At 63.6% G+C, this 14,785-nt stretch carries 15 protein-coding genes; 10 read left to right on the forward strand and 5 right to left on the reverse strand.

The features are described from left to right. Nucleotides 1-375 precede the first annotated feature (375 nt). Entirely contained in the window at nt 376-1,677 is a 1,302-nt protein-coding gene (locus PPN31114_RS24945; protein ID WP_150682229.1) for a glycosyltransferase family 87 protein, read from the forward strand. 4 nt (nt 1,678-1,681) lie between these two features. Next, nucleotides 1,682-2,800 (forward strand): glycosyltransferase family 2 protein, encoded by a 1,119-nt coding sequence (locus PPN31114_RS24950; protein ID WP_150682230.1) that lies wholly within the window; start codon nt 1,682-1,684, stop codon nt 2,798-2,800. Here the strand turns inward: PPN31114_RS24950 and PPN31114_RS24955 are convergent. Continuing rightward, entirely contained in the window at nt 2,727-3,143 is a 417-nt protein-coding gene (locus PPN31114_RS24955) for a GtrA family protein (protein WP_174988468.1), read from the reverse strand. The two genes, PPN31114_RS24950 and PPN31114_RS24955, sit on opposite strands and share 74 nt — an antisense overlap. Before the next feature lie 225 nt (nt 3,144-3,368). Between PPN31114_RS24955 and PPN31114_RS24960 the strand changes: the two genes are divergently transcribed. After that, entirely contained in the window at nt 3,369-5,825 is a 2,457-nt protein-coding gene (locus PPN31114_RS24960; protein ID WP_150682231.1) for a penicillin acylase family protein, read from the forward strand. 101 nt (nt 5,826-5,926) lie between these two features. Here the strand turns inward: PPN31114_RS24960 and PPN31114_RS24965 are convergent, their stop codons facing one another. The 3 genes from PPN31114_RS24965 to PPN31114_RS24975 form a co-directional block, all read right to left on the reverse strand. Continuing rightward, complete coding sequence (locus tag PPN31114_RS24965; protein ID WP_150682232.1) at nt 5,927-7,426, reverse strand: MDR family MFS transporter; 1,500 nt, start codon at nt 7,424-7,426, stop codon at nt 5,927-5,929. A gap of 342 nt (nt 7,427-7,768) precedes the next feature. Beyond that, complete coding sequence (locus tag PPN31114_RS24970; RefSeq protein WP_150682233.1) at nt 7,769-8,008, reverse strand: GlsB/YeaQ/YmgE family stress response membrane protein; 240 nt, start codon at nt 8,006-8,008, stop codon at nt 7,769-7,771. Nucleotides 8,009-8,030: 22 nt separating this feature from the next. Next, nucleotides 8,031-8,288 carry a GlsB/YeaQ/YmgE family stress response membrane protein gene (locus tag PPN31114_RS24975; RefSeq protein ID WP_150682234.1) on the reverse strand — a complete coding sequence of 86 codons (258 nt, stop codon included), beginning with the start codon at nt 8,286-8,288 and terminating at the stop codon, nt 8,031-8,033. A gap of 282 nt (nt 8,289-8,570) precedes the next feature. On the opposite strand from PPN31114_RS24975, the gene hemA reads away from it, so the two are divergent. The 5 genes from hemA (at nt 8,571) to PPN31114_RS25000 (ending at nt 12,908) form a co-directional block, all read left to right on the forward strand. Then, entirely contained in the window at nt 8,571-9,851 is a 1,281-nt protein-coding gene (gene hemA / locus PPN31114_RS24980; RefSeq protein WP_150682235.1) for a glutamyl-tRNA reductase, read from the forward strand. Then, nucleotides 9,852-10,934 (forward strand): peptide chain release factor 1, encoded by a 1,083-nt coding sequence (gene prfA / locus PPN31114_RS24985; RefSeq protein ID WP_150682236.1) that lies wholly within the window; start codon nt 9,852-9,854, stop codon nt 10,932-10,934. Next, nucleotides 10,934-11,845 carry a peptide chain release factor N(5)-glutamine methyltransferase gene (gene prmC / locus PPN31114_RS24990; RefSeq protein ID WP_150682237.1) on the forward strand — a complete coding sequence of 304 codons (912 nt, stop codon included), beginning with the start codon at nt 10,934-10,936 and terminating at the stop codon, nt 11,843-11,845. The genes prfA and prmC overlap by 1 nt, the downstream gene beginning before the upstream one ends. Nucleotides 11,846-11,974: 129 nt before the next feature. Then, nucleotides 11,975-12,289: a Grx4 family monothiol glutaredoxin gene (grxD, locus tag PPN31114_RS24995; RefSeq protein ID WP_150682238.1), complete on the forward strand. Its 315-nt coding sequence runs from the start codon at nt 11,975-11,977 to the stop codon at nt 12,287-12,289. Between the two features lie 10 nt (nt 12,290-12,299). Continuing rightward, nucleotides 12,300-12,908 (forward strand): UbiX family flavin prenyltransferase, encoded by a 609-nt coding sequence (locus tag PPN31114_RS25000; RefSeq protein ID WP_150682239.1) that lies wholly within the window; start codon nt 12,300-12,302, stop codon nt 12,906-12,908. 4 nt (nt 12,909-12,912) lie between these two features. Here PPN31114_RS25000 and PPN31114_RS25005 read toward each other — a convergent pair whose 3' ends face one another. Beyond that, complete coding sequence (locus PPN31114_RS25005; protein ID WP_174988473.1) at nt 12,913-13,437, reverse strand: VOC family protein; 525 nt, start codon at nt 13,435-13,437, stop codon at nt 12,913-12,915. A gap of 243 nt (nt 13,438-13,680) precedes the next feature. On the opposite strand from PPN31114_RS25005, the gene PPN31114_RS25010 reads away from it, so the two are divergent. Beyond that, nucleotides 13,681-13,974 (forward strand): hypothetical protein, encoded by a 294-nt coding sequence (locus PPN31114_RS25010; RefSeq protein WP_150682241.1) that lies wholly within the window; start codon nt 13,681-13,683, stop codon nt 13,972-13,974. A gap of 126 nt (nt 13,975-14,100) precedes the next feature. After that, nucleotides 14,101-14,418 carry a hypothetical protein gene (locus PPN31114_RS25015; protein WP_150682242.1) on the forward strand — a complete coding sequence of 106 codons (318 nt, stop codon included), beginning with the start codon at nt 14,101-14,103 and terminating at the stop codon, nt 14,416-14,418. Nucleotides 14,419-14,785 lie beyond the last annotated feature (367 nt).

The following is a 14,785-nucleotide window of genomic DNA, read 5'->3' on the forward strand; positions in this document are numbered from 1 at the left end:
CAGTCACGCGACAAGCGTGATCCTTTCGGAGACCGTCTCGTCTAATATAAGACCATGCCTTGACGATTTCGCGCGGCATTGCACGATGTCTCGATGTTCGAACGAATTCAGCGGTATCGGGCCATCCACCGCAAACCCAAGCGCTAACGCACAACGCCAACGTACGCGCCATCTCGGGAATGCCCTGCTTGAGCTTGTCGCGCGCGCACCGTGACAATCAGTGCGACAGGCGGTAAATCGCGAACGACGAGAAGGCGAAGACAACGCATCCAGCGCCCCGCCGTGGCACCGCAACGTCGTAATACCGAAAAGAACAGCAACAAAACATCAGCGTAGTCGAGCATCGCAGTCTTCATGCAGCCAGGGGGGTTTGGCATGACATCGAAGCCGTCCGCAGTGGTTGACGCCGAAACGCGCTCGCGCCCGCACTGGAGCGACGACCGCGCGCGCGTGCGCTTATACGCTTTCGCGGGCTTACTTTGCCTGCTCGGCGCCTTGGGCGTCTGGTGCAAACTGCATTTCTTCACCGATCCGCCCAGAATCGGCCCCTTCGGCTTGGACTTCCTGCCGTTCTGGGGTGCATCGCATCTCGTGCTGGAAGGGCATCCGCTCGATGCTTACAACGTCGAGCTCATGACCCGCGTGCAACTGGCCGCAGAGCCTTGGACAGCGAAATTGGGTGGCTACATGCCGTGGCTTTACCCGCCCGTCATGATGGTGTTCCTCACGCCCGTCGCGTTCCTGCCGTTTCTTCCGGCCTACTTCATCTACGCGGGTATCGGCTTTGCTCTGTACTACGCGGCATTGCGGCGTACCGCTCCCTGGCAGGATGCCCGTCTGCCGACGCTGGGTTTTTCCGGTGTGATGCTCGTCATCCTCTCCGGTCAGATTGCCCTTTACACCACAGCCATGGCTGGCTTCTCGCTGGTGCTGCTTCGCAAGCGCCCGGTGTGGGCGGGCATTGTCGCCGGGCTGCTTTTCGTCAAACCGCATGTCGCGCTGCTCTTCCCTCTGGCGTTTCTCTGCGCCCGCCAGTGGCGCGCGCTCGCCGCATGTATCGCCACCGTCGCCTTCATGACGATACTGGCCGCTGCGGTGTTCGGCATCGATGCCTACGTCGCTTTCTGGCAAGCCAACGAGTACGCGCGGCAAAGCCTCACCAACGGCACCGCTCAACTCGACAGAATTCCGACGTTCTTCATTGCCGCGCGCATGATGGGCGCTCCGAAACTCGTGGCGCTCGCCATCCACGGGGTGATCGCACTCGGCGTCGTCGCGGTGGTCATCGATTTCTGGCGACGTCCCACGCCGTTCGCCTTACGCGCCGCCATGCTAATTTGCGCGACGACGCTGATCAGCCCCTATCTCTACGATTACGACCTCGCCATGCTCGCGCTGGTGATCGCGTGGTATGTGCGCGACGGCGTGGCGCGCGGCTGGCTGCGCGGCGAGCGCGAGTGGCTGGTTGCGCTGTGGATCACGCCGCTGTTCGGCCTGTTCTTCGTGTTGTTCGTCCACTTCCAGATCATGCCGTTCGTGACGCTGGCAACGCTCGGCATGCTCTGGCGGCGCCGACGCCGTCTCGCCCAGGTTCCCGATCTGCCCGATGTCTTCGATCGGCGTGTCGACACTGCTGTCCATCGTGCCCCCGGCACGACCCATGCGTTCACGAGGTGACCCGATGCCACGCGCTACCGACACCCGCCACACGCCCGACACCCCACGCGCGCCGCTCGTCTCACTGGTCGTGCCTTGCCACAACGAGGCCCCGGCGCTGGACGCCTTCTATCGCGCCATCGCCCCCGTGCTCGAGAGCGTGCCGCACGTTCGCTTCGAAATCGTCTGCGTGAACGACGGCAGTACCGACGACACGCTCGACGTACTGCTCGCCCTGCGCCGACGCGATGGCCGCATTCGCGTGGTGGACTTCACGCGTAACTTCGGCAAGGAAGCCGCGCTAAGTGCCGGGATCGACGAAGCCATCGGCGACGCTGTCATCCCCATCGACGCCGATCTGCAAGACCCGCCCGGGCTCATCCCCGTGATGATCGAACGCTGGCGAAACGGCGCCGAAGTTGTGCTCGCCAAGCGCACCAATCGGGCGAGCGACAGCGTTGCCAAGCGTGTCGCCGCTGGCTTGTACTACCGCGTGCACAACCGGCTCTCCGAAGTGAAACTGCCGGAAAACGTCGGTGACTTCCGGCTCATCGACCGGCGTGTCGTCACAGCGCTCAAGCAGTTGCCCGAGCGCCGCCGCTTCATGAAGGGCTTGTTCGCTTGGGTGGGCTTTCACACCGAAATCGTGGAGTACGTGCGCGAGCCCCGCAGTGCAGGCCAATCGAAGTTCTCCGGCTGGCGGTTGTGGAATTTCGCATTGGAAGGCATCACCAGCTTCAGCACGGTGCCGCTGCGCTGCTGGACTTACATCGGCATATCGCTCGCACTCGCCTCATTGGCCTACGGCAGCTACATCACCCTGCGTACGATCATCCACGGCATCGATGTGCCCGGCTATGCCTCGCTGCTCGTGGGAATCTTGTTCCTCGGCGGCATTCAGCTCGTGGGGATTGGCGTGATCGGCGAGTACGTCGGGCGTATTTATTACGAATCGAAGGGTCGTCCGCTCTATCTCGTGCGCCGTCGCTATCAGGCAAGCGGCAAGGTCAGTCATCTGCCCGCGCGCTTAGGAGCGCGAGCGCCGCGACATCTCCATGAGAGCCTCACGCTTACGCGCCGCGATACGTCCAGAACCGATGCAATAAAAACGTCGCGGGCGGCACGATCAGTACGACAGCCATAATGCCCAGCCAGTGATTGCCGCCCAGCCGCTCGACGGCACCGGCGGTCATCGTCGTGAGCCATAACCCGAAAAGCGACACCACCACAAAGCGCACCAAGCTCGCGCGCTGTGGCCGCGCAGAAAAGCTCCAAAGCGTGTTGAGCAGATAAGAGCACGGGTTAGCGACACAAAACGCCACTGCATTCGCCAGCGCCGGACCCACGCCAAATCGATCGATGAGCGTGATCGCTACGATCACGTGCACTGCCGTCGCAATCACCCCCGAGACGCCGAACCGCAACAGCGGCACGAACACCGTGCGCGCATGCGGCGACGCGCGCCAGCGTTGCAGGCGAGATGCCATGGAAGTCGAGGACGTCGGTCGCGGATCGGGCATTGGCACAGAGGTTGTCAGTCGGATTGGATCGCGAGCCCGGGCAGATTTGCGGGATTGAAAGCACCCCGAGGCCCATCGAGTATAGGGATTTCTTCCACCTCGCGGAATATGGGTTGCAACTCCTGAATATCTGAATAGGATTGCTGGGTACTTCGCAAGAACAATACCCCCAAAGAAGACAGGAGGAAGACAATGCAACGCCCCCATGCCACATACGCCATCCACGCCATCGGCGCACTCGCGTGCGCCTTCGCCACGTGGAGCGCGTCTGTGCAGGCCGCCGAGGCCAACGCCACGCCCGCGGCCCCGTCATCCGAAACGCTCACCGTCGCCGGACTCTCGCAACCGGCCGACATCCTCATCGATCGTAACGGTGTGCCGCATATCTTCGCGGCCAACGAGCGCGACGGCTTCTTCGTGCAAGGCTTCAACGCCGCGCGCGACCGCTTGTTTCAAATCGACTTGTGGCGACGCCGCGGCCTCGGCCAGCTATCGGAAGTCTTTGGCCGGGCTTACGTCGCGCAGGACGATGCCGCGCGGCGCTTCGTCTATCGCGGTGACATGGCGACCGAATGGCGACGCTACGGTCCCGATGCCAAACCAGCCGCTGAAGCCTTCGCGGCAGGCGTGAACGCCTATATCGATTGGCTCGCCGCCCACCCCGATCAGATGCCGTACGAATTCCGCACGGTCGGCTACTGGCCCGCCAAGTGGACGGCCGAAGACATCGTGCGGATTCGCAGCCACGGCCTCACGCGCAACCTCAAGAGCGAAGTGGCGCGCGCGAAAGTGGTGTGCAAAGCGTCGCTCGACGCCGACAGCGTGCGCGTGGGCCTGCAACCGGCGTGGAAAACGCAAGTGCCCGCCGGGCTCGATCCGTGCCTGCCCGACGATCTGCTCAAAGTCTTCGATCTGGCCACGCAAGGCGTGAAGATCACCAAGGAGTCGCTGCAACGCGCCGACGCCGACATCATTCAAGTGGCCGAAGCCGGGCCGTACGACGTGTCGACCGAATCGGCCGAGGGTAGCAACAACTGGGTGATCTCGCCGCAAAAATCGGCGACCGGGCGCGCCATCATGGCGAACGACCCGCACCGCGCCTACGCGGCACCCAGCCTGCGCTACATCGTGCAAGTGAGCACACCGACGCTCAACCTGATCGGCGCGGGCGAACCGGCGATTCCGGGCGTGGCCATCGGCCACAACGGCACCATCGCCTTCGGCCTCACGATCTTCAACATCGATCAGGAAGACCTCTACGTCTACGAACTGAACCCGGCCAACCCCGACCAATACCGCTATCGCGGTAAGTGGGTGTCGATGCGCACGGCGCACGAAACGATCAACGTGCGCGACGGTGCGCCTGTGGAGACCGATCTCAAGTTCACCCGGCATGGCCCGGTGATCTACGTCGACGCGGCCAAGCACCGCGCTTACGCCGTGCGCACGGCGTGGCTCGAACCCGGCATGTCGCCGTACTTCGATGCCATGCGCTATATGCGCGCGAAGAACTACGCGCAGTTCCAGAAGGCGCTCGACACGTGGGGCGCGCCGACGGTGAATCAGGTCTACGCCGACACGGCGGGCAACATCGGCTGGGTGCCCAGCGGTATGGCACCGATTCGTCCGAACTGGGACGGCCTGATGCCCGTGCCGGGCGACGGCCGCTATGAGTGGGCGGGCTTCTGGCGACGCGACCAATTGCCGTCGGCGTACAACCCGGCGACCGGCTACTTCACGACGTCGAACGAAATGAACATGCCCGCCGGCTATCCGTACGATCAACGCAAGCTCGGCTTCGAATGGACCAACGGTTCACGGCATGCGCGCATCGACGAAGTGCTCAAGGCGAAGGACAAGGTCTCCATCGAAGACTCCGAGCGCTTGCAAAACGACATTGTGTCGATTCCGGCACGGCGTCTGATGGCGCTGCTCGCACCGCTCTCGAGCGACGATCCGCAAACCGCAGCCGCCCTCAAGTTGCTCAAGGGCTGGGATGCCAATATGCGCGCAGACTCCGCACAGGCCGCGCTCGAAGAGGTGTGGTTCAGCCGTCATCTGGGCCGTGCATACAAGAACGCCGTGCTGCCGAAGGCCGCCGCCGACAGCTTCGGGGCACCCGATCCGGCCCCGATGCTCGACGCCCTTGAACAACCCGCCGCCCGCTTCGGCGAGAACGCCAACGCCAAGCGCGACGCCGTGCTGCTTGCCAGCCTCGGCGAAGCGTGGGGCGAGATGGTCAAGTTGCAAGGCAGCGACCCGGGCGCATGGCAATGGGGCAGGCTTCAGACCAACCTGAACGCGCACCCGCTGGCCGATGCCGTCGACCCGGCCATGCGTGCGAAGCTCAACGTCGGTCCGTTGCCCAAGGGCGGCAGTGCGTTCACGCCGAACCAGTCGACGTATCGCGTGAGCGACTTCCGGCAGACCAACGGGCCGTCGTTCCGCATCGTCGTCGACGTGGGCAACTGGGACAACACGCGCGCCATGAACCTGCCGGGAGAGTCGGGCAATCCGGACAGCCCGCACTATCGCGACCTCGCGCAGAAATGGCTCGACGGCGAGTACTTCAAGCTGCCGTACACCCGTGCAGCCGTCGAGGCCGAAACGGAAACGCGCTTGCATCTGGTGCCGGAGGCGTCGCGTTGATTTGATTCAGTCTGATTCAATAAGGAAATGAAAAAACGGCCGGTCGGGTGTCATCCCGAACCGGCCGTTTTTCCGTGGTGCCCTAGCGTGCGATCCGTGGATCAGTGACCGCCCGCCACAAACTCAGGCTTGTCGCGCTTCGCGCCACGCGTGCGGTCGACCGCATTGGTCGGCACGAGCAGCAGCAAAATCACCACACCCACCGAAATCGCAAGAATCGACAGGAACGTGAGGTGCAGCGAATGTTGCAGCACCGCGCGAATCGCCTGATCGGCCGCCGTCGCCACACCGCGATCTTCCAGCACGTGACGCAACTGGTCGGAGCTCACCGTGCCCAACCCGCTCGAATGCGTCAGCCCATAGTTGAGCACCGCACCGAAAAGCATGGCCCCGAGCGTGCTGCCCAGATTCCGCGAGAAGATATTCGACGCCGTCGCACTACCGCGCTGCGACGTATCGACGAGCTCCTGAATCAGCACCAACGCACTGACGCTGCCCGTGCCCATCGAAAAGCCCATCAGCAGCGAGCCAAAACCGGCCATCACCGGCGAGCTGTTCGGGCCGAGCAATGCAAACACAATGCCGCCCAGGGGCATCAGCAGGCTGCCGAGCACCAGCACGCGGCGTAGGCCGAAGCGCGTGAACGTCTTGGCCGCGACGGTCGCGCCGACCGGCCAGCCCACCATGATCATCGTGAGCGCCATGCCCGCGACCACCGGCGTCTGCTTGAGCACACCCTGCGCGTACATCGGCAAGAACGTCGTCAGCCCCATGAGCACCATGCCCGAGAGCAGCGTTGCTGCGTTGGCTGCGGCAATCGGGCGTCGGCTCCACAGCGCGAACGAAATCATCGGGTCTTTCGCGCGGCGCTCTTGCCAGACGAAGAGCATCGACGCGACGGCACACACCAGCACGCCCGCCCACACATGTGTGTCGGTAAAGGCGTTGGCATCGGTCAGCGCGATCATCAGCGCCGCCACGGCAATCGTGAAGAACACGGCACCGAGGAAGTCGATGCTCGGTTTCTGGCGCGGTGCCTCTTCGTGCAAATAGACGATGAAGCCGACCGCGGCCAGCAAACCGATGGGGATGTTGATCCAGAAAATCCACGCCCACGACAGGTCGCGGATGATGATGCCGCCGAGCATCGGCCCGAGCACCGCTGAAATCGCCCACACGCTCGCCAGATAGCCCTGCACCTTGCCGCGCTCGCTGATCGGGTAATAGTCGGCGATGATGGTCAGGCTCACCGGCTGGATACACGCCGCGCCCACGCCCTGCAACAAGCGGAAGACGATCATCGCGGGCATCGACCACGCAAGGCCGCCGCCGAGCGACGCCAGCAAGAAGATCACGATCCCGACGAGCACCACCGGCTTGCGGCCGTATAGATCGGCGAGTTTGCCGAACACCACGGTCATGGCGGTTTGGGTGAGCAAGAAGGCGGAGAAGACCCAGCTATACAAATTCAAGCCGCCCAGTTGGGCGACGATTTGCGGCATGGCGGTGGAAATGATCGTGGCTTCGATGGCGACCATAGAGGTCGCCGCCATGACGGATGCCACGATGAACGGCCGCACGGAATTGCGGTTAGCAGACATTGTTTTTATGAAGTGGGGGCGAGACGCGTTTCGGACGGCGAAAGACGGGGATCGAACGTGGCGGGGGTACCGCGCGCGTAGTCAAGACGACTCGGGCCAGTTGATGGCGACAAGCATAGCCGAACGAGGGAAAACGCGTATGACGTGCCGACGCGCCAGTGCCGAGCGACTGCAAAGCCTTATGCCACGGGGGTTTCGGCTCGGCAAAACCCTAGCGGAAGATGGGTTTTGGAAGGTTTGGCACAGCCAAACCCGCCCCCTGAGCAAACACTGCCCGTTTTTGCCTTTCCAGCGCGCCGAAGGTGTTGCTTTTGGCGCGAACGGCAGGCTTACCGCTGCGGCCTATCGTCGCACCAGACGCAGCAACGCGAGCAACACGATCGCCCCGATGGTGGCCGTGATGATGCGACCGAGCGTGCCGTGTCCGATGGCGATGCCCAGCTTCGCGAGCAGCCATGCGCCGACAAACGCCCCGATCACCCCGACGATAATGTCGCCGATGAGACCGAAGCCGCCGCCGACCACCAGTCCGGCGAGCCAGCCAGCGACCAGCCCGACCAACAAGAGAGTAAGAATGCTCATGATTGCTCCCGGTGCGCGGGCGTCAGGCGGTGCCGCGGCTGCGCTTGATGGCGCCGTAAATCACCAGCAGCACGATCGCGCCGATGATCGAGGCGATCCAGCCGGCCGATTGGCCTTCGGTGTAGAGGTGGAGGAACTGTCCGACATATTTGGCGAGCAGCGCGCCGGCAATGCCGAGGATGATGGTCATGATGATGCCCATGCTGTCCCGGCCGGGATGCAGGGCGCGTGCGATGAGACCGACGATCAGACCGACGACGATGGTGCCGATAATGCCCATGACGTGTCTCCAAGGACGGGAACCCGAACGCAGTATATCGCCTATTTCCGGCCTGTCGACGACCGCGTCGCTGGCAACGTGGCGGCATTTATTGCTCAATATTTCAGCAATCTGTGCCGCCGACGGCACAACGCTATGCCCGGTATAAGTGAACGCTATTTGTCAAAAAGGCGTCACTGCGCGATGATGGCAAGCACCGTCCCGGTGCGTTGGGCGTGGGCTCGCCGGAAACGGGCATCGCGTCGACGCGCTATAATCTGGGGCTATTAGATCCCCCACACCATGCAACTGCTCGCTCTCGGCCTGAACCACCACACGGCGCCCGTCTCGCTGCGCGAACGGGTGGCGTTTCCGTTCGAGCGAATCGAGCCGGCGCTGGCGGGCCTGAAAAGCCTGTGGAACGACCGGTCGAGCGCCCCCGAGGCCGCCATCCTGTCGACGTGCAATCGCACGGAGATCTACTGCGTCACCGACGACGCCGCCGCCCGCGAGCGGGCCGTGCACTGGCTGTCGCAGTTCCATAACATCCCTGCGGGCGATCTCGCCCCCCATCTCTACGCCCTGCCCCAGTCCGACGCCGTGCGCCACGCGTTTCGTGTCGCGAGCGGTCTGGATTCGATGGTGCTCGGCGAAACCCAGATTCTCGGACAGCTGAAAGATGCCGTGCGTACCGCCGCCGAAGCTGGCGCGCTGGGCACGTATCTGAACCAGTTGTTCCAGCGCACGTTCGCGGTGGCCAAGGAAGTCCGCGGCCAGACCGAGATCGGTGCGCATTCGGTGTCGATGGCCGCTGCGGCGGTACGTTTGGCCCAGCGCATTTTCGAGAGCATCAGCACGCAGAAAGTGCTGTTCATCGGCGCGGGCGAGATGATCGACCTGTGCGCGACGCACTTCGCTGCGCAAAATCCGAAAGCCCTCTACATCGCGAACCGTACCGCCGAGCGCGGCGAGAAGCTCGCCGAACGATTGGGTGGCAACGCCATTCGCCTGTCCGAGCTGCCGCAACGCCTGCACGAGTTCGATATCGTCGTCTCGTGCACGGCCAGTACGCTGCCGCTGATCGGTCTGGGTGCGGTCGAGCGCGCGATCAAGGCACGCAAGCACAAGCCGATGTTCATGGTCGACTTGGCCGTGCCGCGCGACATCGAGCCCGAAGTGGGCCGCCTCACCGACGTCTTCCTGTACACGGTGGACGATCTCGGCGCGGTGGTGCGCGAAGGCAATGCGCTGCGTCAGGCGGCGGTCGCGCAGGCCGAGGCGATCATCGAGACGCGCGTGCAGCACTTTATGCAATGGCTCGACGCGCGCAGCGTCGTGCCGGTCATTCGCGACATTCACGGCACGGCCGAAGCGATGCGCATGGCCGAACTCGAGCGTGCGCAACGCATGCTCGCACGCGGCGACGACCCTGCCGCCGTGCTCGAAGCCCTGTCCCAGTCCCTCACCAAGAAATTCCTGCATGGCCCGACGCACGCGCTGAACACGGCGCGCGGCGAATCGCGCGAGCAAATCATTCACCTCATTCCCGAACTGTTCCGCACCTCGGGATCTTCCGACAAATAGATGAAAGCGAGCATGCAAGCCAAGCTCGACCAGTTGACGCAACGTCTGGTCGAGCTTGATGGCCTATTGAGCCAGGGCGACGTCACGCGCGATCTGGACAACTACCGCAAGCTCACCCGCGAACACGCCGAGCTGGCGCCCGTTGTCGCGCAATATCAGCAGTACCGCCAGGCGCAGAACGATGTGACGGCGGCGCAGGAGATGGCGTCCGATCCGGAAATGCGTGAATTTGCCGAAGCGGAAGCTGCGGACGCCCGCACACGCATGGACGACATGGAAGGCTCGCTCCAGCGCATGCTGCTGCCGCGCGACCCCAACGACGAGCGCAACATCTATCTGGAAATTCGCGCGGGCACGGGTGGCGACGAATCGGCGCTCTTCGCGGGCGACTTGCTGCGCATGTACACGCGCTACGCCGAGCGTCAGCGCTGGCAAGTGGAAATCATGTCGGCCAGCGAGTCGGATCTGGGCGGCTACAAAGAAGTGATCGTGCGCTTGATCGGTCAGGGCGCCTATTCGCGTCTGAAGTTCGAATCGGGCGGCCATCGCGTGCAACGCGTGCCCGCGACCGAGACGCAAGGCCGCATTCACACGTCGGCTTGCACCGTGGCCGTGATGCCCGAAGCCGACGACGTCGCTGACGTTGAAATCAACCCGGCCGATATCCGTATCGACACGTTCCGCGCCTCAGGCGCGGGCGGTCAACACGTGAACAAGACCGACTCGGCCGTGCGTATTACGCACTTGCCGACGGGCATCGTCGTGGAATGTCAGGACGACCGCTCGCAGCATCGCAACAAAGACAAGGCGCTCAAGGTGCTCGCCGCCCGTATCAAAGACGCGCAGATGCGGGCGCAGCAGGCCAAGGAAGCGGCCACGCGCAAGAGCCTGATCGGCTCGGGCGATCGCTCCGAGCGCATTCGCACTTACAACTTCCCGCAAGGGCGGATGACGGACCACCGCATCAACCTCACGCTCTACAAGCTCGAATACATCATGGACGGCGACCTCGACGAGATGGTCAACGCGTTGGTGACCGAGCATCAGGCGGAGTTGCTGGCGTCGCTGGGCGAGACCGACTGATGTCGCAGGAACGGCCGGAAGGCGCATCCTCACCGGCGGCACCGGCGACGCTGTCTGCGGACGGTGCCGATACCGTTGGGGCCACGGTCGCCACGGTAGCAACACTGTTGCGCGAGCCCGGCCTGCCGCCGATGGAAGCGCGCATTTTGCTTGCTCACGTCCTCGGCTGGTCGCGCACGCAGTTGATTACACGCGACCGCGAACCGCTCGCCCCCGCCACGGTGGCCGCCTATCAAGCCCTACGCGCGCGTCGCATCGCGGGTGAACCCATCGCGTACCTCACCGGCACCCGGGAATTCTTCGGCCTGACGCTCGCCGTGAGCCCGTCGGTCCTCATCCCTCGCCCCGAAACCGAATTACTGGTGGAACTGGCGCTCGCCCGCCTCGAAGGGTGTACGGCACCGCGTGTGCTCGACCTCGGCACCGGCAGTGGCGCGATTGCCCTGGCCATCGCCCACAGCCGCCCCGACGCCCAACTCACGGCGCTCGACCGCTCGCCGCAGGCACTGGCCGTGGCCACGGCCAACGCCCAGTCACTCGGACTCGCCTCGCGGGTCCGTTTTCTGGAAAGCGACTGGTATGGCGCGCTGGCGGCTGACGTTGCCCCGTTCGACATGATCGTCTCGAACCCGCCCTACATCGTCGCGGGCGACGAACACCTCTCGCAGGGCGACCTGCGCTTCGAGCCCGCCGACGCCCTGACCGATCACGCCGATGGTCTGGCCGCCTTGCGGGTCATCGTCGCGGGGGCCGCGTCGCGCCTCAAGCCCGGTAGCTGGCTGCTCTGCGAGCACGGCTACCATCAAGCGACCGACGTACGCGCGCTGTGCAGCGCGGCGGGTTTTCTCGACGTGTTCTCCGAGCGCGATCTGGCCGGGATCGAGCGCACCACGGGCGGCCGGCGCGCCTGAACCGGGGTCCGCGAGGGTCGGCGGTGGGCGGGTGCAGAGCACGAGAAGGGCACGCACCAACGGGCGCAACGGAAAACCGCTAAAATGGCGGACACGCCGATTTTCCGGCATCCCCACGGGCTTTCCACCATGACTACCCAGCAACGTATTCAGCAAATCGTCACCGACCATCCCGTCGTGCTCTTCATGAAGGGCAATGCGCAATTCCCGATGTGCGGCTTCTCGGGCCGCGCCGTGCAGATCCTGAAGGCCTGCGGCGTGGACAACCTGTTCACGGTCGACGTGCTGCAAGACGAAGAAATCCGTCAGGGCGTGAAGGAATTCGCCAACTGGCCGACCATTCCCCAGCTCTACATCAACGGCGAATTCGTCGGCGGCTCGGACATCATGATGGAGATGTATCAGAGCGGCGAACTCAAGCAGATTCTCGCCGAACTCGCCTGATTTCCCTGCGATGACTGTCTCGACGGGCGCCCCGCGCCCCGCACGCATGATCGTCGCCATCACTGGCGCGACGGGTGCCGTCTACGGGGTGCGTCTGCTTGAGCGCCTACGGGCGCTCGGCAACGTCGAGACCCATCTGCTCGTCTCGAGCGCCGGTTGGCTGACACTGCGTCACGAACTGGGGCTGGAGCGCAGCGACTTGCAGGCGCTCGCCGACCAGTACCACAGCGTGCGCGAAGTCGGCGCCAACATTGCCAGCGGCTCGTTTGCCACCACCGGCATGGTGATCGCGCCCTGCTCGATGAAAACGCTGGCGAGCGTCGCGCACGGCCTGTCGGACAACCTGATTGCCCGCGCCGCCGATGTCACGCTCAAAGAACGCCGCCGCCTCGTCATGATGGTGCGCGAAACGCCGTTCAATCTGGCGCATCTGCGCAATATGACAGCGGTCACGGAGATGGGCGGCATCGTCTACCCGCCGCTGCCCGCGTTCTACAACCGTCCCGAATCGCTCGACGCCATGGTCGACGACACCGTCGGACGCGTGCTCGACCTGTTCGGCCTTGCGCCGCAGGTTTCCACCAGTTGGTCCGGACTCGGCAAGGACGCCGAAGCTTAAGCGCTCACCTCACCCCGTCCAGCCAGCGTTGCAGCGTATCGAACGCCCCTTGCGGCTGACCTGCGGCCGACTCGGGTGTCGCGACACACAATTCCAGCATGACTTCGTTCGGATCGAGCAGATACAAATGCTCGCCGTCGCCATGACGCTCGACGACGAACGGCACCTCGTGCGTGTTCAGACGCGACTTCCAGCGCTCGAGCGCCTCGCGATCGCGTACGCGCAAGGCCACGTGATGAATCTGCGTTGCCGGGGTATCGGGGTGGGAGACGGGGGCCAGACCGTCGCAATTGAAGAAGGCCAGCGCCTCGCCGGGGGCAATTTGGTAGCTCACCAGCAGGTACGGCTTGCCCCAGAGGCGGCTCATACCGGTCTGTGCGCCCGCCAGCGTGAAGCCCATGATATCGACGTAGAAACGGTGTGTTTGAGCCGCGTCGTAACTCGGATAGGCAACGTGGTCGATGGCGACAGGCGTGACAGGTGCCGACGAGGTGACGGCAGTGCTGGGTTCGAGAACGGCTTGACTCATCGCGGACTCCCTCACGGACTCCATCGCATTGCTTCCGGCCATCACATCGACGAATTTCGCCAACATCACCGGCGCGTGCCGGTAGGACGGCATGCGGGAACTGCGTCTGTAGTGTAGTCGCGTAACCCGCGTCACGACAACCGAGTGCCAGCCGCAGCCGCATCGACTATAGTAAAAACGCCACACTTTGCGCGCCAAGGCGCGTCCCCTCGTGGTGTGACACCTTCGCGACCGGAGTTCGATATGGAGACCGCCTTCTCGCCTGTTGTCCTGTATGCCGTGCTGACGCTGGTATTTGTGATGCTTGTCCTTGTCGTGCCCGTGGGCGCCCGCTGGCGTCAGGTGGCGTGGCCGGCATCGATGCCACCGCTCTCGGCGCACCGTCCGGGCGACTTGCTCGGCGCACCGCGCACGCCTTATTGGCGCTCGCCGAACGACACCCGAGAGTTACGACGCCCGTCCTACTTTGCGACTTCGGAGCGGCGCGGGCGCCGCCCTGCGAGCTTTCTCGCGCCGCGCGATCACGACTGGCGCTAAACCCCTAAGCCCACTAAGCCGGGATTTCGCAGGTTTCCTTACGCCTTGTTACATCTGTAGTCCTGTGGTTGCACCGCCTCGGGGCGGTGTTCCTTAGAATCGGACCAGATCAAACAAGGAGAACAGATGCAACGTCACCACTGGATCGCAGCGGCGGGTCTCGCCGCTGCGCTCGTCTCGGGCAGCGCGCTCGCGCGCACCGATGTCTCGGTCAACATCGGCATTCCCGGCCCGGCCATCGTGGCCCCTGCCCCGGTTTATGTCGCTCCCCCCGTGTACGCAGCCCCCGCGCCGATGATGGTCGCGCCGCCCCCGCCGGTGGTTTATGGCCCGCGTCCGCACTATTGGCGCGGCCCGCCGCCGGGCCACTGGCGTCACGATCGAGACTGGGATCGACGCGGCTGGGACCGCCGCGACTATCGCCACGACGGCCATCGCCATTGATAGCGCCAGCTACATCGGCCGCGCCTCAACAAAAAACCCCGCGAGTTTGCGCTTGCGGGGTTTTTTGTTTTTCGACTGTTTTTCGCGCTATGCCGTCATCGATGCAATGCCTGCATAAGGCCGACGTAATTCATGCCACATGCGTGCCTAATCACCGATCGATGAATATTCATTAAATATTCGCGTGTGATTTCGATGTGCTGAATTTCGTTTCGCAACGCCTCCATTAAACATCTTTTTACCGCCGCAATTACACCTTAATTGCCTCACTTGGCAACACGAGTTTTTAGCGTTTTCTTACGTAGAATTACGATGGTCTGACCGAATCATTTCATCAGGTAAATCAATAGCGATAGCAGCACGGGTG

This window comes from Pandoraea pneumonica (genome assembly GCF_902459645.1).
GTDB lineage: Bacteria > Pseudomonadota > Gammaproteobacteria > Burkholderiales > Burkholderiaceae > Pandoraea > Pandoraea pneumonica.

Bases quoted from the DNA above. Each gene is read 5' to 3' on its own strand.
- PPN31114_RS24955 (WP_174988468.1), bottom strand. From the start codon at position 3,143: ATGGCATCTCGCCTGCAACGCTGGCGCGCGTCGCCGCATGCGCGCACG.
- prmC (WP_150682237.1), top strand. From the start codon at position 10,934: ATGTCGCAGGAACGGCCGGAAGGCGCATCCTCACCGGCGGCACCGGCG.
- PPN31114_RS25015 (WP_150682242.1), top strand. From the start codon at position 14,101: ATGCAACGTCACCACTGGATCGCAGCGGCGGGTCTCGCCGCTGCGCTC.
- PPN31114_RS25005 (WP_174988473.1), bottom strand. From the start codon at position 13,437: ATGAGTCAAGCCGTTCTCGAACCCAGCACTGCCGTCACCTCGTCGGCA.
- prfA (WP_150682236.1), top strand. From the start codon at position 9,852: ATGAAAGCGAGCATGCAAGCCAAGCTCGACCAGTTGACGCAACGTCTG.
- PPN31114_RS24975 (WP_150682234.1), bottom strand. From the start codon at position 8,288: ATGGGCATTATCGGCACCATCGTCGTCGGTCTGATCGTCGGTCTCATC.
- PPN31114_RS25000 (WP_150682239.1), top strand. From the start codon at position 12,300: ATGACTGTCTCGACGGGCGCCCCGCGCCCCGCACGCATGATCGTCGCC.
- PPN31114_RS24970 (WP_150682233.1), bottom strand. From the start codon at position 8,008: ATGAGCATTCTTACTCTCTTGTTGGTCGGGCTGGTCGCTGGCTGGCTC.
- hemA (WP_150682235.1), top strand. From the start codon at position 8,571: ATGCAACTGCTCGCTCTCGGCCTGAACCACCACACGGCGCCCGTCTCG.
- PPN31114_RS24945 (WP_150682229.1), top strand. From the start codon at position 376: ATGACATCGAAGCCGTCCGCAGTGGTTGACGCCGAAACGCGCTCGCGC.
- PPN31114_RS24960 (WP_150682231.1), top strand. From the start codon at position 3,369: ATGCAACGCCCCCATGCCACATACGCCATCCACGCCATCGGCGCACTC.
- PPN31114_RS24965 (WP_150682232.1), bottom strand. From the start codon at position 7,426: ATGTCTGCTAACCGCAATTCCGTGCGGCCGTTCATCGTGGCATCCGTC.
- PPN31114_RS24950 (WP_150682230.1), top strand. From the start codon at position 1,682: ATGCCACGCGCTACCGACACCCGCCACACGCCCGACACCCCACGCGCG.
- PPN31114_RS25010 (WP_150682241.1), top strand. From the start codon at position 13,681: ATGGAGACCGCCTTCTCGCCTGTTGTCCTGTATGCCGTGCTGACGCTG.
- grxD (WP_150682238.1), top strand. From the start codon at position 11,975: ATGACTACCCAGCAACGTATTCAGCAAATCGTCACCGACCATCCCGTC.